The sequence below is a fragment of the Pseudonocardia sp. ZF1 genome, assembly GCF_056835605.1.
Genome location: NZ_JAJNBY010000001.1, coordinates 3,089,191 through 3,103,833 on the forward strand (window position 1 = coordinate 3,089,191; position 14,643 = coordinate 3,103,833).

Below are 14,643 nucleotides of genomic sequence, written 5' to 3' on the forward strand. Positions count from 1 at the left end.
CGCCCATGACAAGTGCCGCGCCCCGACCGGAACCACGCCTGCGAGCGTGGGAAGCACGGACCGATGTCGGTCTGACGGCGCTCTCCGCCGGGTTCCTGCTGCTCTACGCCTGCGAGGTGCTGCTGACCCGCCCCGGGTCGCCGGCGTGGCGGGCCCTGGAGACCCTCCTGTGGGTGCTGTGGGCGGTGTTCGTCGCCGACGTCGCGATCCGGCTGTGGCTGGCCCGCGACCGGTGGCGGTTCCTGCTCGACAACCCCCTCGACGTCCTGGTCCTGCTCGCCCCGTTCCTGCGGTTCCTGCGCCTGGTCCGGCTGGTCGGCGCGGTGTCGGTGCTGACCCGGACGCTGCGGGACGACCTGCGCGGCCGGGTCAGCGCCTACCTCGTCGTCACCGTGTCGCTGCTGGGGTTCGTCGCCGCGCTCGGCGTCTACGAGGCCGAACGCGACGTGCCCGACGCAACGATCACGACCTTCGCCGACGCCCTGTGGTGGGTCCTGACCACGATCACGACCGTCGGCTACGGCGACCGCTACCCGGTGACGACCGAGGGCAGGCTGGTCGCGGCCGGCCTGATGATCGCCGGGATCGCCGTGCTGGGCACCGTGACCGCGACCATCGCCAGCTGGTTCACCGAGCAGATCCAACGGTCCCGTACCGAGGCCGCCCGCCACGACGAGCCCGACCCCGCCGGGCCGGGCACCCCCGACCCGGCCACCTGGGCCGAGCTCCTCGCCGAGCTCCGCCGGCTGCGCTCCCGCCTCGACGAGCTGGAGGCGGCCCCCGGGCAGCCGCCCGGCTGACACCGGGTCAGACCGGCGGGGACAACCCGGCGTCGTGCACCAGCAGCGCCACCTGGACCCGGTTGTTCAGGTCCAGCTTGGTCAGGATCGCCGAGACATGGGTCTTCACCGTCGCCACGCTGATGTGGTGACGGGCGGCGATCTCGGCGTTGGACCGGCCCGCGCCGAGATCGAGGGCGATGGTGCGCTCCCGCTCGGCGAGGCGCTCCAGCCGTCGCCGGGCCGCGGCCCGGGTGCTGTCCCGGTCGGTCTCGGCGACCCGGTCGATGAGCCGGCGGGTCACCTCCGGCGAGAGCACCGGACGCCCCGCGGCGGCGTGCCGGACGGCGAGCACGAGCTCGTCGGGCGGGGTGTCCTTCAGCAGGAACCCGGCGGCGCCGGCCCGCAGCGCGCGCAGCACGTGGGCGTCGGCGTCGAAGGTGGTGAGCACGACGACCTGCGGCGCGCCGGGGCGGCGGCGCAGCGTCTCGGTGGCGGTGAGCCCGTCGGTGCCCGGCATCCGGATGTCCATCAGCACGACGTCGGGCCGGTGCCGCTCGGCCAGCGCGACCCCCTCGGCCCCGTCCCCGGCCTCGGCGACGACGGTCAGGCCGTCGGCGCCGCGCAGCATCATCGACAGTCCGAAGCGGACGACCGGGTCGTCGTCGACGATGAGCACCGCGACGGGGTCGGAGGCGGTCACGACGGCCACGGTAGCCGCATCCCGGTCCGCCACCCGCCGTCCGGGGTCGGGCCGTGGTCCAGCCGGCCCCCGACGAGCGTCGCCCGCTCGGCCAGCCCCCGCAGCCCCTGCCCGGCCCCCGGCCGGTCGGCGCGGGCGGGCCGGGCCGGTGCCGGGTTCGCCACCTCGACGACGAGCCCGTCCCCGGCCCCGCCGGTCACCGTCACCGTGACCGGGGCACCCGGCGCGTACGTGCGCGCGTTGGTGAGGGCCTCCTGCACCAGCCGGTAGGCGGTGCGCCCCGCGGTCTCGGGCACCGGGTGCTCCCCGGTGGTGACGCCGGGCCCGTCGTGCAGGACGACCGCGGTCCCGGTCCGGCGGGTCTCCTCGAGCAGCTCGCCGACGTCGGTGATCCCGGGCAGCGGCAGCTCCCCCACCGGCGCCCGGAGCACCCCGATGACCTCCCGCAGGTCCTGCAGGGCGCGGTGGGCGTTCGCCCGCACGACCTCGGCGGCCCGCGCGGTCTCCTCCGCCGGCGCGTCGCGGTGGAACGCCAGCGCCCCCGCGTGCACGCTGAGCAGCGACAGCCGGTGCCCGAGCACGTCGTGCATCTCCCGGGCCAGCGCCTCCCGCGCCTCGTGCGCGGTGCGCTCGGCCCGCAGCGCCGCGGCGGACTCGGCCATCGCGGCCCGCTCGCGCAGCGACTCGACCAGCAGCCGGCGGCTGCGCGCGAGCAGCCCCCAGCCGAACACCGCCGCGTGTCCCGCCACCAGCGCCCCGACCAGCAGCCACAGCGGGGCCTCCGGCGCGGGCCGCCAGGAGTAGTACACCGCGAACGACGCGAAGCTGCCCAGGAACACCGCGGCCGAGACCCGGGCCGGGCAGCGGGCGGCGACCGCGAACAGCGCGACCAGCCCCGGGACGGACGCGACCTCGGAGAACGTGCACAGCACGACGACGCCCACGGCCACCGGCAGCGGGTACCGGCGCCGCCACCAGAGCGCGACGCAGGCCAGCATCCCCGCCGCGACGTCGACACCCAGCAGCAGCTCGGGTCCGCCCGGCGACGACACCACCCGCAACCGGGCCATGAGCAGCCCGATCAGGGCCGTCACCACGACCACCAGGCCGTCGACGACCCACCGCCGGTACGCCGCGACATCGGTCATGCCGCCGAGGCTAGGACCCGTACCGGCGCGGACGCCTCCGTCCCACGACCCGGACGCGCTCATCCTTCGGACGGACCCCGGCGGGCAGAACTCTCCCCCGGACGGATCCGGACGGCCGGACGGCCTCCCCAGACTCCACCGCATGCACGCCCTGCACCGACTCCTCCGGCCGCTCGCCGTCCTCGCGGCCGTGGTCGCCCTGACCCCGACCGGCTGTGCCGCCGCCGCACCCGCCGTGCCGTCCGCGCCCGCGGTCCCGCCACCCGACCCGGTCACCTGGAGCGCGTGCGGCCCCGGCCTGGAGTGCGGCACCCTCGAGGTCCCCCAGGAGTACACCGACGCCGACGGCCCCCGGGTCTCCCTCGCGGTGATGCGGCACCGTGCCACCGATCCCCAGCGCCGGATCGGCACCCTGTTCTTCAACCCGGGCGGCCCCGGGGTCGCCGCGACCGACACGCTGCGCGCGATGCCCGCCACCCCGGGGTCGCCGGGCACGTTCGGGCCGGAGGTGCTGGCGCGCTTCGACGTCGTCGCGATGGACCCGCGCGGCGTCGGCGCCTCGTCGGCGGTGCGCTGCCGCACCGACGCCGAGCGCGCCACGGCCGCCGCGAGCACCGCCGCCGACCCCGCCGTCCCCGGCGGCGCCCCGCTGCCGACCCTGCTCGCCGAGGCGAGGGCGCTGGCCGAGGGCTGCGCGGCGCACCGGACCCCGGCGTTCCTGGCGAGCCTGTCCACCGACAACGTCGCCCGCGACCTGGACCGGCTCCGCACCGCGCTCGGCGAGGAGACGATCACCTACTACGGCATCTCCTACGGCACCGTCGTCGGCCCGATGTACGCCACCCTGTTCCCGGACCGGGTCCGGCAGATGGTCCTCGACGCGCCCGTCGACACCACGTTGTGGACCGGGGACTCCCTGGAGTTCCTCGACGAGGTCGCCGTCGCGAGCGAGCGGACCCTCGACGCCTGGTTCGACACCTGCCGCACGGAAGGTGCCGCGGTCTGCCCGTTCGGCGACGGCGACCCGGCCGCCGCGTTCGACGCGCTCGTCGCCGGTCTGGAACGCCGTCCCGCCCCGGCCCGGGCGGTGGAGGGTCTCGCCCCGGCCGGCGTCGTCGACGGCGCCATGCTGCTGGAGACCGCCCGCGGCGCGGCGGGCGACCGCGCCCTCTGGCCGGTGCTGACGACGGCGCTGGCGACCGCGCAGCAGGGCGACGGCACCCTCGCCCACCTGCTGTACCGCACCCTGACGGTCTCGCCGTTCGGTGTCCCGACCGCGACGCAGGAGCAGCACACCGCGGTGCGCTGCGCGGACTGGAGCACCCCGGCCGACGTCGGCGCGCACACCGCGGCCGCCGAGCGGGCGGTCGAGCACGCACCGCGGATCGGCACCCGCGCCGCCTACAGCGCGCTGGCCTGTGCGGTGTGGCCCGCGCCGAACACCGACCGGGTCACCGCGCCGCTGACCGGCGCGGGCGCCCCGCCGGCGTTGGTGGTCGGCGGCCGGCTCGACCCGGTCACGCCCCACACCTGGGCGGAGCGGACGGCCGACACCCTGGACCGGGCGGTCCTGCTGACCCGCGAGGGTGTCGGGCACGGCTCGTACGGCACCGACCCCTGCGTCGACGCCGCGGTGGAGGCCACGCTGCTCGACACCACGCTGCCGGCGGCGGGCACCGTGTGCACACCGCCGCGGGCCACCACCCGTCCCGGGACGGTCCCGGGCGGCTGAGGTCAGCCGTGCGTGAGCACGGCGAACAGGGCCGGCACCAGCACCGTCACCCCGGTCGCGAGCTCCGGCGCGGTGGTCAGTTCCAGCAGCCCGGCCGTCCCGGTCGCCGGCCGCCGGGCCTCACCCCCGCACCGCGGCCGCGAGGGCCGCGAGGTCGTCGGGGTGCATCCGGGCCGGGCCCGGCTCCGGTGCCGCGGCACGCAGCCGGTCCCGTTCCGCGGCGAGCCCGTCCCGCTCCCGGCGGGTGTCGTCGAGCCGGCGGGTCAGCTCCTCGGCCGCCGTGCGGGCGCTCTCGTGCTGCGCGCGCAGCCCGTCGGCGACGGCGCGGGCCTCGGTCAGCAGGTCGCGCTGCGCGGCGAGCCGGCTGCGCTGCTCGACGACGGTCTCGACCAGACCCGCCCGGTCGGCGACGACCGCGGCGTGGTCGGCCCGCAGCGCCGTCAGGTCGGCGTCCAGGCGGTCCCGGTCGCGGGTGGCGGCGTCGGCGCGGGCGAGGGCGGCATCGCGCTCGTGCTCGGCGGTCCGGGCGGCGAGCACCGCGGCCTCCCGGTCCCGGATGGCGGTCGCGGCGGTGTCCCGGGCCTCGCGGGCGTCGGCGACGGCGGCGTCCCGGGCGGCGACGGCGTCGGCGGCCTGCTGCCGCGCCGCACCGAGGGCCTCGGTCGCCCCGAGGGCGGTGGCGGCGGCCTCCTCGGCCCGGGTCACCGCCTCCGCCCGCTCCTGCCGGGCCTCGGTCGCGGCCCGGTCCGCCTCACGGGCCCGGTGCTCGGCCGTCTCCCGGGCGGTGTCGGCCTGCCGACGGGCGGCGTCGGACTCGGCGGCGCCCGCGCGGGCTGCCTCGGTGGCGGCCAGGGCGTCGCGCTCGATCTCGTCGAGCCGGTCCAGCACAGCGGCCAGCGCCCCGGACAGCTCGGCCACCGGCCCGGCGAGCGCGCCGACGTGCTCGCGGAGCCGGTCCGCGTCGAGCGCGAACGCCCCGGTCCCGGTGTCGAGGCCGAGAGCACCGAGGGCCTCCCGCTCGGCGCGGGCCATCTGCGCGCACGTCCGCCCCTGCTCCCACCGGGTGTCCCGGCAGAACGACCGCGGACGGCCGCCCTGCGGCCCGGGCGGGGGCAGCTCCGCCCGGCACCGGCTGTATCCGCACCGCACCACCGTGTCCGTCACGCCGACCATGCTAGCGGTTCCGGTTATACGAACTGATACCTGGTTTCAGGTTTGTTGATCTGAACTTGTACAACACGGGATAATGCAGAGAATCCCGGGTTTCAGTCCCACGGGTGTACCGACCGTCGCCGGGGCGCGGGAGCCTGCGGGGAACCGTGGTGGAGCGGGACCGCCGGGGCGGTGTGCGGTCGGGCCGGCACGGAGGCGCCGGGCCACCCCGCGACCACGTCGCTGTTCGTGCCGTCATCCGGCATGTGGCCGTCCCGCCCGGCCGGCGGCGGGCAGGTCCAGGCGCTCGACGGGCCCGGCCGCTCCCCCGACGTAGGGCGGCCACCCGGGCCCGGAGCTGCCGATCCGACGGGGCCGGTCGAGGAAGTCCCCGGACGCGAGGGACCCCGCCCGGTCCCCCGTCGTCGGGCAGGCCGTGCGGCCCGACGAGCACGAGCGTGGCCGCCGCGGCCGCGACGGCGATGCCGCCACCCCGGCGGTGCGCCACGACCCGGCACCGCCCGACCCGCTCGACCGGCGCCGTGACCGCCCCGACCGCGAGCGGGGTCGTGTCGTCCACCGCGGGACCTGCTGACGGGCCGGCGCCTCCAGCGCCTGCCGGGGGGCAGGCAGCGCCCGGAGACGCCGTCCGGGCGCGACCCGATCGACCTTCACGTCGAACACGCTCCGGCCCGTGCGGTTGTCCACGCGACGACCCGGGGACACGATCCCTCTGGGGAATGTGACCCCGGCACCGCGTCGCAGGCGGGATTGCGTCGATCAGTCCCAGTAGTGGTAGTAGGCGGTGTACGTCGGCTCGGCCTGCGACGCCGGGTTGCCGTTCGAGGCGCAGACGTACTTCCCCCCGACCGGGGTCGCAGTGAAGGAAGCGATCGCCGACTCGTATGCCGATCTGCTCTGGAACGTGCCCACGGACGTGATGTGCTCGCCGGCCTGAGCCACGCCGGCACCGGCGAAGCCGAGCGCGCCGACGCTCGCCACGGATGCGACGGCGAGGGTCGCCGTCCGACGGATGGACTGCCTTCTGTTCACCACGAGATCCTCCTCATTGCTGGACATCGGTGTCGGCTGCCGCCATCCCACCGGGTCCTGCGGCAGTGCTGCGGATCCTCGGGCATCGGCGTCGGGAGCCCTCCCAGGTCGTCCCGCCACGCCGCCGCCGTGAACGGTCGAGCGTGGCCGCGCGGCCCCGGGCCCCGATCACCGGCGATAGCCTGGCCGGGAAGCGGGCGGGAGGAGCGGCAATGGGCAGGTCACCGTGGTTCGGGCCGAAGCGGGTCGGGTGGGGACTGCGCCCGCAGACCCGGCAGGGCCGGGTGCTGACGGCGGCGTTGGCCGTCGCACTGCTCCTCGTCGCCGCGGTCGTGCACTGACCGTGTCCCCGGTCCCGCGCCCCGCCGACCTCGACGCCGTCCGCGACTCCTACGACCGCGTCGCCGACAACTACGTCGACATGGTCGTCACCACCGGCCTCGGTGACGTCCGCACCCACCCCTGGCTCCGGGCCGCCATGGACATCTTCGCCGATGCCGTCGTGGGCCGCGGGCCGGTCCTCGACGTCGGCTGCGGGCCGGGGCAGGTCACCGCCCACCTCGTGGAGCGCGGCGTCGACGCGTCCGGGATGGACCTCTCCCCCGCCATGGTCGCCCACGCCCGGCGGCTGTACCCGCACTGCCGGTTCTCGGTCGGCTCGGCCACCGAGCTCGCGGTCCCCGACGCCTCGCTCGCCGGGGTCCTGGGCTGGTGGTCGCTGTTCCACCTGCCCCGCGACGTCCTGCCGTACGTCCTGGCCTCCTTCACCCGCGCCCTCGCCCCCGGTGGGCGGCTGATCCTGGCGACCCACGTCGGCGACGGCGAGCTCGAACGCACCGAGTGCTACGGCGGGGTGCCCGTCCGCTGGACCACCCACCTGTGGCGGCCCGAGCAGCTGCGCGACCTCCTCGGGCGGGCCGGGCTGCACCCCGAGGCCGAGCTCCTCCTGCACCCCGACGAGCGGACCGGCCCGGGCGTGGTGATCGTGGCGCGGGCACCGGGACCGGCAGGATGACCCCGTGACCGACCCCGCCCCCACCGGCGTCCCCGGCGCCGAGCTGCTCGCGCCGCAGGTGGACCTCCCACTGACCGAGCAGGAGGCCGCCTACGTCGCGGCCGCCCGGTCGGCCAACACCCGTCGCGGCTACGCCTCGGACTGGCGGGAGTTCAGCGGCTGGTGCGCCCGGCACGGGCACGAGGCGCTGCCCGCCGCCCCCGAGGCGCTGTCCGGCTACATCACCGAGCTCGCCGGGGCCGGGGCGAAGGTCGGGACCATCAGCCGCCGGCTCTCCTCGATCCGGTTCGTGCACGTCATGCGCGACCTGCCCGATCCCACCGACGCCCGCCGCGTCACCGCCGTCTGGGAAGGCATCCGCCGCACCCACGGTGCCCCGCCGGTCCAGGCCCGGCCGCTGATGCCCCCCGACCTCGACGACGTCGTCGACGCCTGTCCCACCACCCGCAGCTACGCGACCCGCCCGGGTGAGGACGACCTCGCCGGCCTGCGCGACCGGGCCCTGCTGCTGGTCGGGTTCTTCTCCGCGCTGCGCCGCTCCGAGCTGGCCGCGCTCACCGTCGCCGACGTCGCCGACCACCCGCGCGGCCGCGTCCTGTCGATCCCCCGGTCCAAGACCAACCCGTACGGCACCGAGCCCGAGCTCGTCGTCCTCCCGCACGCGCACCGGGCCGCGCGCTGCCCGGTCACCGCGCTGCGGACCTGGCTCGACGCAGCCGGGATCACCGAGGGCCCGGTGCTGCGCAAGGTCACCCGCGGCAACCGGGTGACCGACCGGCCGCTGCACCCGGAGTCGGTCAACGAGATCGTCCAGCGCGCGGTGGCCCGTGCCGACATCGGCCCCGGCCCCTGGTCGGCGCACTCCCTGCGCGCGGGCCACGTCACCTACGCCCACCAGCGCGGCGCCTCCGACCGGGCCATCGCCCACCAGACCCGGCACCGCTCCCTGGCCACCGTCGGCGCCTACATCCGCATCGACAACGCCTGGGAGGACAACTCCGCCGCCCTGCTGGCAGGTCTGTAGCCGTGCCCGTCCACCCGCCGATCGAGCCCTACGACGCCGGCACCCTCACCACAGACGACGGCCAGACCCTCCACTGGGAGACCTGCGGCAACCCCGACGGGCGACCCGCGCTGGACCTGCACGGCGGCCCCGGTTCGGGTGCCTCGGCCGGGGCCCGCCGGTACTACGACCCCGAGCGGTACCGGATCGTGCTGCTCGACCAGCGCGGCTGCGGCCGCAGCAGGCCGCTCGCCTCCGACCCCGCCGTCGACCTGGGGCGCACCCAGACCACACAGCTGCTCGTCGACGACATCGAGCGGCTCCGCGAGCTGCTGGCCGTCCCCTCCTGGGTCGTGCGGGGCGGCTCCTGGGGCAGCACCCTCGCCCTCGCCTACGCCCAGGCCCACCGGCGGCGCGTCGACGCGCTCGTCCTCGCCGCGGTCACCACGACGACCGAGCTGGAGGTCCGCTGGATCACCGAGGACATGCGCCGGATCTTCCCCGCCGCGTGGGACCGCTTCGCCGGCGCCGTGCCCTCTCACCTGCGTGGCATCCGCCTCGTGGACGCCTACGCGACCCTGCTCGCCGACCCCGACCCGGCCGTACGTGAGGACGCCGCCCACGAGTGGTGCCGCTGGGAGGACACCCACGTCTCCCTCGCACCGGGCCACCGGCCGAGCCGACGCTACGAGGACCCGGCGTTCCGGCTCGTCTTCGCCCGGCTGGTCACGCACTACTGGCGGCACGCCGCGTTCCTCCCCCACGACGCCCTGCTCCGCGGCGTGACCCGGCTCGCCGGGATCCCCGGAACCCTGGTCCACGGCCGGTACGACGTCTCCGGCCCTCCGGACATCGCCTGGGACCTGCACCGGCGCTGGCCGGGCAGCGAGCTGCGGATCATCGACGACGCCGGGCACGGCGGCGCCGGGGCGTTCACCGACGCCGTCGTCGACGCGCTCGACCGGGCCGCCGACCGACCCCGCTGACCCGCGGGCCGTACCGGACCGCACACCGGTCGCCGGCACGGGCCACCGGACCTTCCCGGGCGGTGCCGGCCCCTCCCGGTCCTGGCGGTTCGGTTGTCGTCGTTTCATCGACGATTCGCTGGCGTCAATGCTTCATTGACAGAGAAGGGCTACGACGTAGGAGTCGCCGGCGGCCCCTCGTCCGCACGGCCGCCCGGACCGCGCCCCCGCCCTGGACGCGATCGGCGCGAGAACCCGTCCACCCCGGCGGCCCGACCACGTGTCCTGTCGACGCACGGGCACGGGCCGTCGACGACCGGCCGGGCCGGGGAGCCGAGGCCGGACCGACCCCCGGCCTCGCACCGGACCGCCTGATGATCCGCGCCGGCCGGGGTACCGCCGGCACGACCGGCCCGGCCACGGTCGTTCCGGCCGACAGCGCGGGCCGGCCTCCCCTCCCCCGTCTCCGCGGCCGGCGGGTGTCGCCGCTCGGTTGACCGCGCGTAGGCGTCAATGATTCCTTGACAACGTGAGTCCCGGCGCTCCGGCTCCCGGCGCGTTGACCCCCTGCCCGCGGCGGCTCTAGATTCGGACGAGCCCCGGTGCCGACTCCGTGCACCCCGCCTGTCGCAGGAGTGCACCCTGTCCACGATCCCGCTGTCGTGCCTGGACCTGAACCCGGTCCGGCCCGGCGGAACCGCCACCGACGTCGTCTCCGACGCGATCGTGCTCGCACGCCAGGCCGAGTCGCTCGGCATGCTGCGCTACTGGGTCGGCGAGCACCACCTCAACCCGCTGCTCGGGTCGACCAGCCCGATGGTGCTGCTCTCGCACCTCGCGGCCCGGACCGAGCGCATCCGGCTGGGCGTCGCCGCCACCCTGGTCGCCTACCACCCACCGCTGCGCCTGGCCGAGGACGCGACGCTGCTGTCCGCCCTGTCCGGTGGCCGCACCGACCTCGGGCTGGGCCGGTCGGTCGCCGCCCGTACGCCGCGCACCGTCGGGTTCGACCACGACCGCCCGCACGTCGAGGCCCGGCTGCTCGAACGCGGCCTGGGCACCTTCAGCGGGCGCTGCGACCAGCTCCTGCGCCTGCTCGCAGGCAAGGAGCCGGGACTGCAGGGCACGCCGGTCGACCTGCTCGACGCCGTGACCCCGCAGGTCTGGGTGCATGCAGCGGGCGCGGGCGAGAGCGCCGAGTACGCCGCGCGCAACGGGCTGCCGATGGGCGTCGCCTACTTCTCCCGGCCGACCACCGTGCTCGAGGCGATCGACCTGTACCGCGAGCGGTTCGTACCGGGCCCCTACCGGGACCGCCCGCACGTCGCGATCGCGGTGTCGGCGCTGGCCGCGGACACCGAAAACGAGGCCGCCGCACTGGGCTCCGGCTACGACGTCTGGCTGCGCGGGCTCGCCCTCGACGCCGGCGCGCACCACTACCCCACCGCCGACGAGAGGGCCGGTCTCCCTCCGCTGGACCCGGACGAGCAGGTCGCGCTGGACGACCGCCTGCGGACCCGCGTCGTCGGCCGGGCGGACGCGGTGGCGAGCCGGCTCGCCGCGATCGTCGAGGCCGCGGAGGCCGACGAGCTCGTCGTCGAGACCGTCGCCCCCACCCTCGACGACCGCCTGCGGTCCTACGAGCTGCTCGCCCGGGCGTGGGCCCGGATCTGACCGGGCCCACGCGACGGGTCAGAGCATCGCCCGCTCGGACGGTTCCACCTCGGTGACCTCGCCGGAGGCGAGCTTCGCGCGGAACGCCCGGACCTCCTTCTTGACCACCGGGGCCAGCACGTAGAGGCCCAGGATGTTGAAGAAGGCGAGCAGGAAGAGCACCGCGTCGGCGAAGTCGAGGACGCTGCCCAGGGTCAGCACCGAGCCGACGACCACGAAGAAGCAGAAGACCGTCTGGTAGACGCGCTCGGACACCACGTTCTTGCCGAACAGGTAGGTCCAGGCCTTCTGCCCGTAGTAGCCCCACGTGATGATCGTGGAGACGGCGAACAGGAACACCGCGACCGCGAGCACGTAGGGGAACCACGGCAGCACCGTGGCGAACGCGTCGGAGGTGATGAGCACGCCGTCGGCCACGTCGGAGCCGCCGCTGGCGAACGCGGTCGCCTGGGCCTGCTGCCAGAAGGGCGTACCGGCGATCACGATGGTCAGCGCGGTCATCGTGCAGATGACCACGGTGTCGACGAACGGCTCGATCAGGGCCACGTACCCCTCGGTGGCCGGGTTCCTCGTCCGCACCGCCGAGTGCGCGATCGGCGAGGAGCCCAGGCCCGCCTCGTTCGAGAACGCCGCCCGCTGGAAACCGACGATCATGGCGCCGAGCGCACCGCCCACCACACCCTCGGCGGAGAACGCTCCCGAGAGGATGAGCCCGAACGCCGTCGGGACCTGCGCGATGTTCACGGCGATCACGACGAGGCAGGCGGTCACGTAGACGATCGCCATCGCCGGGACGAGACGACCCGTGACCGCACCGACGGACTTGATGCCCCCGAACACGACCGCCCCGACGAGCGCGGCCAGCAGCAGACCGAAGACGAACGCGGCGCCGCCGCTGCCGAGCAGACCGGTCTCGCCCCCGGTGACGTTGCGGAGCTGGGCGAAGGTCTGGTTGGCCTGGAACATGTTCCCGCCGGCGACGCCGAAGAAGAGGATCATCACCGCCGCACCGGCGGCCAGGACCTTGCCCAGGCCGCGGCCGAACGCGTTGGGGATCCGCTCGGCGACACCGATCCGCAGGTAGTGCATCGGACCGCCGGACACCGTGCCGTCGGGGTGCACTTCGCGGTACTTCACGCCGAGGGTGCACTCGACGAACTTGGTGGCCATGCTGAGCAGCCCGGCGACGATCATCCAGAACGTCGCGCCGGGACCACCGATCGTGACCGCCACACCGACGCCGGCGATGTTGCCCAGACCGACGGTGCCCGACAACGCGGAGGCCAGGGCCTGGAAGTGGGTGATCTCCCCCGGCTCGTCGCGCCGGGTGTAGCGGCCACGGACGATCCGCAGGGCGAGCCCGATGCTGCGGAACTGGACGAACCCGAAGTAGAGGGTGAACAGCACCCCGGCCAGGATCAGCCAGCCCACGATCAGCGGGAAGTCCGCTCCGAGGACGGTCACCTCGTAGAAGACGATGTTCGACAGCCCGGTCGAGATCGGATCGAACACCGAGTTGATGGACAGCTCGATGCTCTCGAGCACGCCGGGTTGCGGCGGTGCCGTGGTCGGTACGGAGGTCATGGGGCGGAACTTCACCCCATGTGGACATGAACCACAACAATACGGACGAACGGTTACCGAATCGTCGATGTCGGCCGGGACCTTGACCTCGACCGAGGTGGAGGTCGGATGCTCCCGGGACGTCCCCCGAGAGGAGCATCCGATGGAGCTGACCCTGCCCGTCTCCCGGTTCGACCAGGCCTACCGCGACGGCGACCCGCCCTGGGTGATCGACGAGCCGCAGCCGGCGGTCGTCGCACTCGTCGACTCGGGAGCGGTCACCGGCACCGTCCTCGACCCGGGTTGCGGCACCGGCGAGCACACGATCCTGCTCGCCGGGCTCCGGTACGACGTGCTCGGCGCCGACGCGGCCCCGACCGCGGTCCGGCGGGCCCGGGAGCGGGCCGCGGCCGCGGGCGTGGACGCCCGGTTCGTCGTCGCCGACGCGCTCGCCCCGGACGGCCTCGGCCCGTTCGACACGGTGGTGGACAGTGCCCTGTTCCACCTGTTCGACCCCGGTGACCAGGCCCGCTACGCCCGCGCGCTGGCCGGGGTCGTGCGTCCCGGCGGCGTGGTGCACGTGCTCGCCCTGGCCCGGACCGGCGCCGCCGCCGAGTTCGGCCCGGTGATCGACGCGGCCGACATCCGGGCCGCGTTCACCGGACCGGACTGGACGGTGGAGACCGTCGGACCGGCGTCCTACCGGGGGATCGTGACCGCCGGCCTGGCCGGGTCCTACGGCGAGCCGGCTGGGACCAGGGTCGAGGTCCCCGCCCATCTGGCCCGGGTGCGGCGGCGCTGATCAGCTCGGCCGGGCGGGCCGCCGCTGCGGCACGCAGCAGTCGACCGCGCAGGGCGCCCCGTTGCGGGTGCACCCGGCGGACGGGCCGGTGCCCAGCCGCCGGGCGGGTACGCCGTCGGAGTGCTCCCGCACGAGCTCGACCACCATGTCGGCGAAGCGTGGGTCGGGTCCGGCGGTGGCGGCGCGGGCGAAGCCCATGCCGTGCTCGGCGGCACGCTCGGCCGCCTCGTTGTCGAGGTCCCACACGACCTCGACGTGGTCGGACACGAACCCGACCGGCGCGACGACGACCGCGGGCACACCCTTGGCGTGCAGGTCGTCGATGTGGTCGACGATGTCGGGCTCCAGCCACGGCACCTGCGGCGGACCGGAGCGGGACTGCCAGACGACGTCGAACTCGTCGACGCCCACCTCGGCGGCGACCAGCGCCGCGGCCTCGGCGACCTGGCGGGAGTAGCGGTGCCCGCTGTCGGCCGGGGTCCCGGCGGCCGCGTCGGCCGAGGTCGGGATGGAGTGCGCGGTGAACACCAGCCGCGCCACCTCGCGACGGTCCTCGGGCAGCTGTGCCCACGCGGTCCGCACGGCGTCGGCGTTGGCGCGCACGAAGTCCGGGTGGTCGTAGAAGTGGCGCAGCTTGACCAGCTCGGGGGCCGCGTCGCCGACCGCGTCCCGGGCCCGGGAGATGTCCTCGTGGTACTGGCGGCAGGCGGAGTAGCCGCCGTAGGCGCTGGTCGCGAACACCAGCGCCCGCCCGACGCCGTCCTCGGCCATCTCGCGCACGGTGTCCTCGGCGAAGGGCCCCCAGTTCCGGTTGCCGAAGTACACCGGCAGCTCGGTGCGCGCGGCGATCGCCGCGACCAGCTCGCGGTTGCGGGCGTTGATCGGCGAGACCCCGCCGAAGTGCTGGTAGTGCTCCTCGACGGCATCGAGGCGCTCCGGTGGGACCCCGCGCCCCCGGGTCACGTTCTCCAGGAACGGGCGAACCTCGTCAGGGGCCTCGGGGCCGCCGAAGCTGAGCAGCAGAATCGCGTCGAACTGTTCGGGCACGACCCCG

General features: G+C 75.5%; 14 protein-coding genes. 8 read left to right on the top strand and 6 right to left on the bottom strand.

What is annotated here, in order from left to right:
• Nucleotides 1-5: 5 nt before the first annotated feature.
• Nucleotides 6-800, top strand: a complete 795-nt coding sequence (locus tag ZF1_RS14995; protein WP_482637565.1) for a potassium channel family protein — start codon at nucleotides 6-8, stop codon at nucleotides 798-800.
• A gap of 7 nt (nucleotides 801-807) precedes the next feature.
• On the opposite strand, the gene ZF1_RS15000 is transcribed toward ZF1_RS14995, so the two are convergent.
• Nucleotides 808-1,482, bottom strand: a complete 675-nt coding sequence (locus ZF1_RS15000; protein WP_308215788.1) for a response regulator — start codon at nucleotides 1,480-1,482, stop codon at nucleotides 808-810.
• Nucleotides 1,479-2,630 (bottom strand): sensor histidine kinase, encoded by a 1,152-nt coding sequence (locus tag ZF1_RS15005; protein WP_482637566.1) that lies wholly within the window; start codon nucleotides 2,628-2,630, stop codon nucleotides 1,479-1,481. Before ZF1_RS15005 ends, ZF1_RS15000 begins: the two co-directional genes overlap by 4 nt.
• A 142-nt stretch (nucleotides 2,631-2,772) precedes the next feature.
• Between ZF1_RS15005 and ZF1_RS15010 the strand changes: the two genes are divergently transcribed.
• On the top strand, nucleotides 2,773-4,362 hold the full coding sequence (locus tag ZF1_RS15010) for an alpha/beta hydrolase (protein WP_482637567.1): 1,590 nt from the start codon (nucleotides 2,773-2,775) through the stop codon (nucleotides 4,360-4,362).
• A gap of 120 nt (nucleotides 4,363-4,482) precedes the next feature.
• On the opposite strand, the gene ZF1_RS15015 is transcribed toward ZF1_RS15010, so the two are convergent.
• Both ZF1_RS15015 and ZF1_RS15020 read right to left on the bottom strand, forming a co-directional pair.
• Nucleotides 4,483-5,526: a response regulator receiver protein gene (locus ZF1_RS15015; protein WP_482637568.1), complete on the bottom strand. Its 1,044-nt coding sequence runs from the start codon at nucleotides 5,524-5,526 to the stop codon at nucleotides 4,483-4,485.
• Between the two features lie 768 nt (nucleotides 5,527-6,294).
• Entirely contained in the window at nucleotides 6,295-6,594 is a 300-nt protein-coding gene (locus ZF1_RS15020) for a hypothetical protein (protein WP_405416945.1), read from the bottom strand.
• Nucleotides 6,595-6,779: 185 nt separating this feature from the next.
• On the opposite strand from ZF1_RS15020, the gene ZF1_RS15025 reads away from it, so the two are divergent.
• The 5 genes from ZF1_RS15025 (at nucleotide 6,780) to ZF1_RS15045 (ending at nucleotide 11,224) form a co-directional block, all read left to right on the top strand.
• Nucleotides 6,780-6,908 (top strand): hypothetical protein, encoded by a 129-nt coding sequence (locus ZF1_RS15025; protein WP_482637569.1) that lies wholly within the window; start codon nucleotides 6,780-6,782, stop codon nucleotides 6,906-6,908.
• A 2-nt stretch (nucleotides 6,909-6,910) separates the two neighbouring features.
• A complete protein-coding gene (locus ZF1_RS15030) occupies nucleotides 6,911-7,582 on the top strand; it encodes a class I SAM-dependent DNA methyltransferase (protein WP_482637570.1) in 672 nt (223 codons plus the stop codon).
• A gap of 4 nt (nucleotides 7,583-7,586) precedes the next feature.
• Complete coding sequence (locus ZF1_RS15035) at nucleotides 7,587-8,606, top strand: site-specific integrase (protein WP_208820836.1); 1,020 nt, start codon at nucleotides 7,587-7,589, stop codon at nucleotides 8,604-8,606.
• A 2-nt stretch (nucleotides 8,607-8,608) separates the two neighbouring features.
• Nucleotides 8,609-9,571: a prolyl aminopeptidase gene (pip, locus tag ZF1_RS15040; RefSeq protein WP_482637571.1), complete on the top strand. Its 963-nt coding sequence runs from the start codon at nucleotides 8,609-8,611 to the stop codon at nucleotides 9,569-9,571.
• A 645-nt stretch (nucleotides 9,572-10,216) separates the two neighbouring features.
• Nucleotides 10,217-11,224 (top strand): MsnO8 family LLM class oxidoreductase, encoded by a 1,008-nt coding sequence (locus tag ZF1_RS15045; protein WP_482638708.1) that lies wholly within the window; start codon nucleotides 10,217-10,219, stop codon nucleotides 11,222-11,224.
• A gap of 18 nt (nucleotides 11,225-11,242) precedes the next feature.
• On the opposite strand, the gene ZF1_RS15050 is transcribed toward ZF1_RS15045, so the two are convergent.
• A complete protein-coding gene (locus ZF1_RS15050; RefSeq protein ID WP_337831597.1) occupies nucleotides 11,243-12,808 on the bottom strand; it encodes an alanine/glycine:cation symporter family protein in 1,566 nt (521 codons plus the stop codon).
• A 142-nt stretch (nucleotides 12,809-12,950) separates the two neighbouring features.
• Between ZF1_RS15050 and ZF1_RS15055 the strand changes: the two genes are divergently transcribed.
• On the top strand, nucleotides 12,951-13,589 hold the full coding sequence (locus tag ZF1_RS15055) for a class I SAM-dependent methyltransferase (protein ID WP_482637572.1): 639 nt from the start codon (nucleotides 12,951-12,953) through the stop codon (nucleotides 13,587-13,589).
• On the opposite strand, the gene ZF1_RS15060 is transcribed toward ZF1_RS15055, so the two are convergent.
• Nucleotides 13,590-14,636, bottom strand: coding sequence for a ferrochelatase (locus ZF1_RS15060; protein ID WP_482637573.1), 1,047 nt, complete (start codon nucleotides 14,634-14,636; stop codon nucleotides 13,590-13,592).
• Nucleotides 14,637-14,643 lie beyond the last annotated feature (7 nt).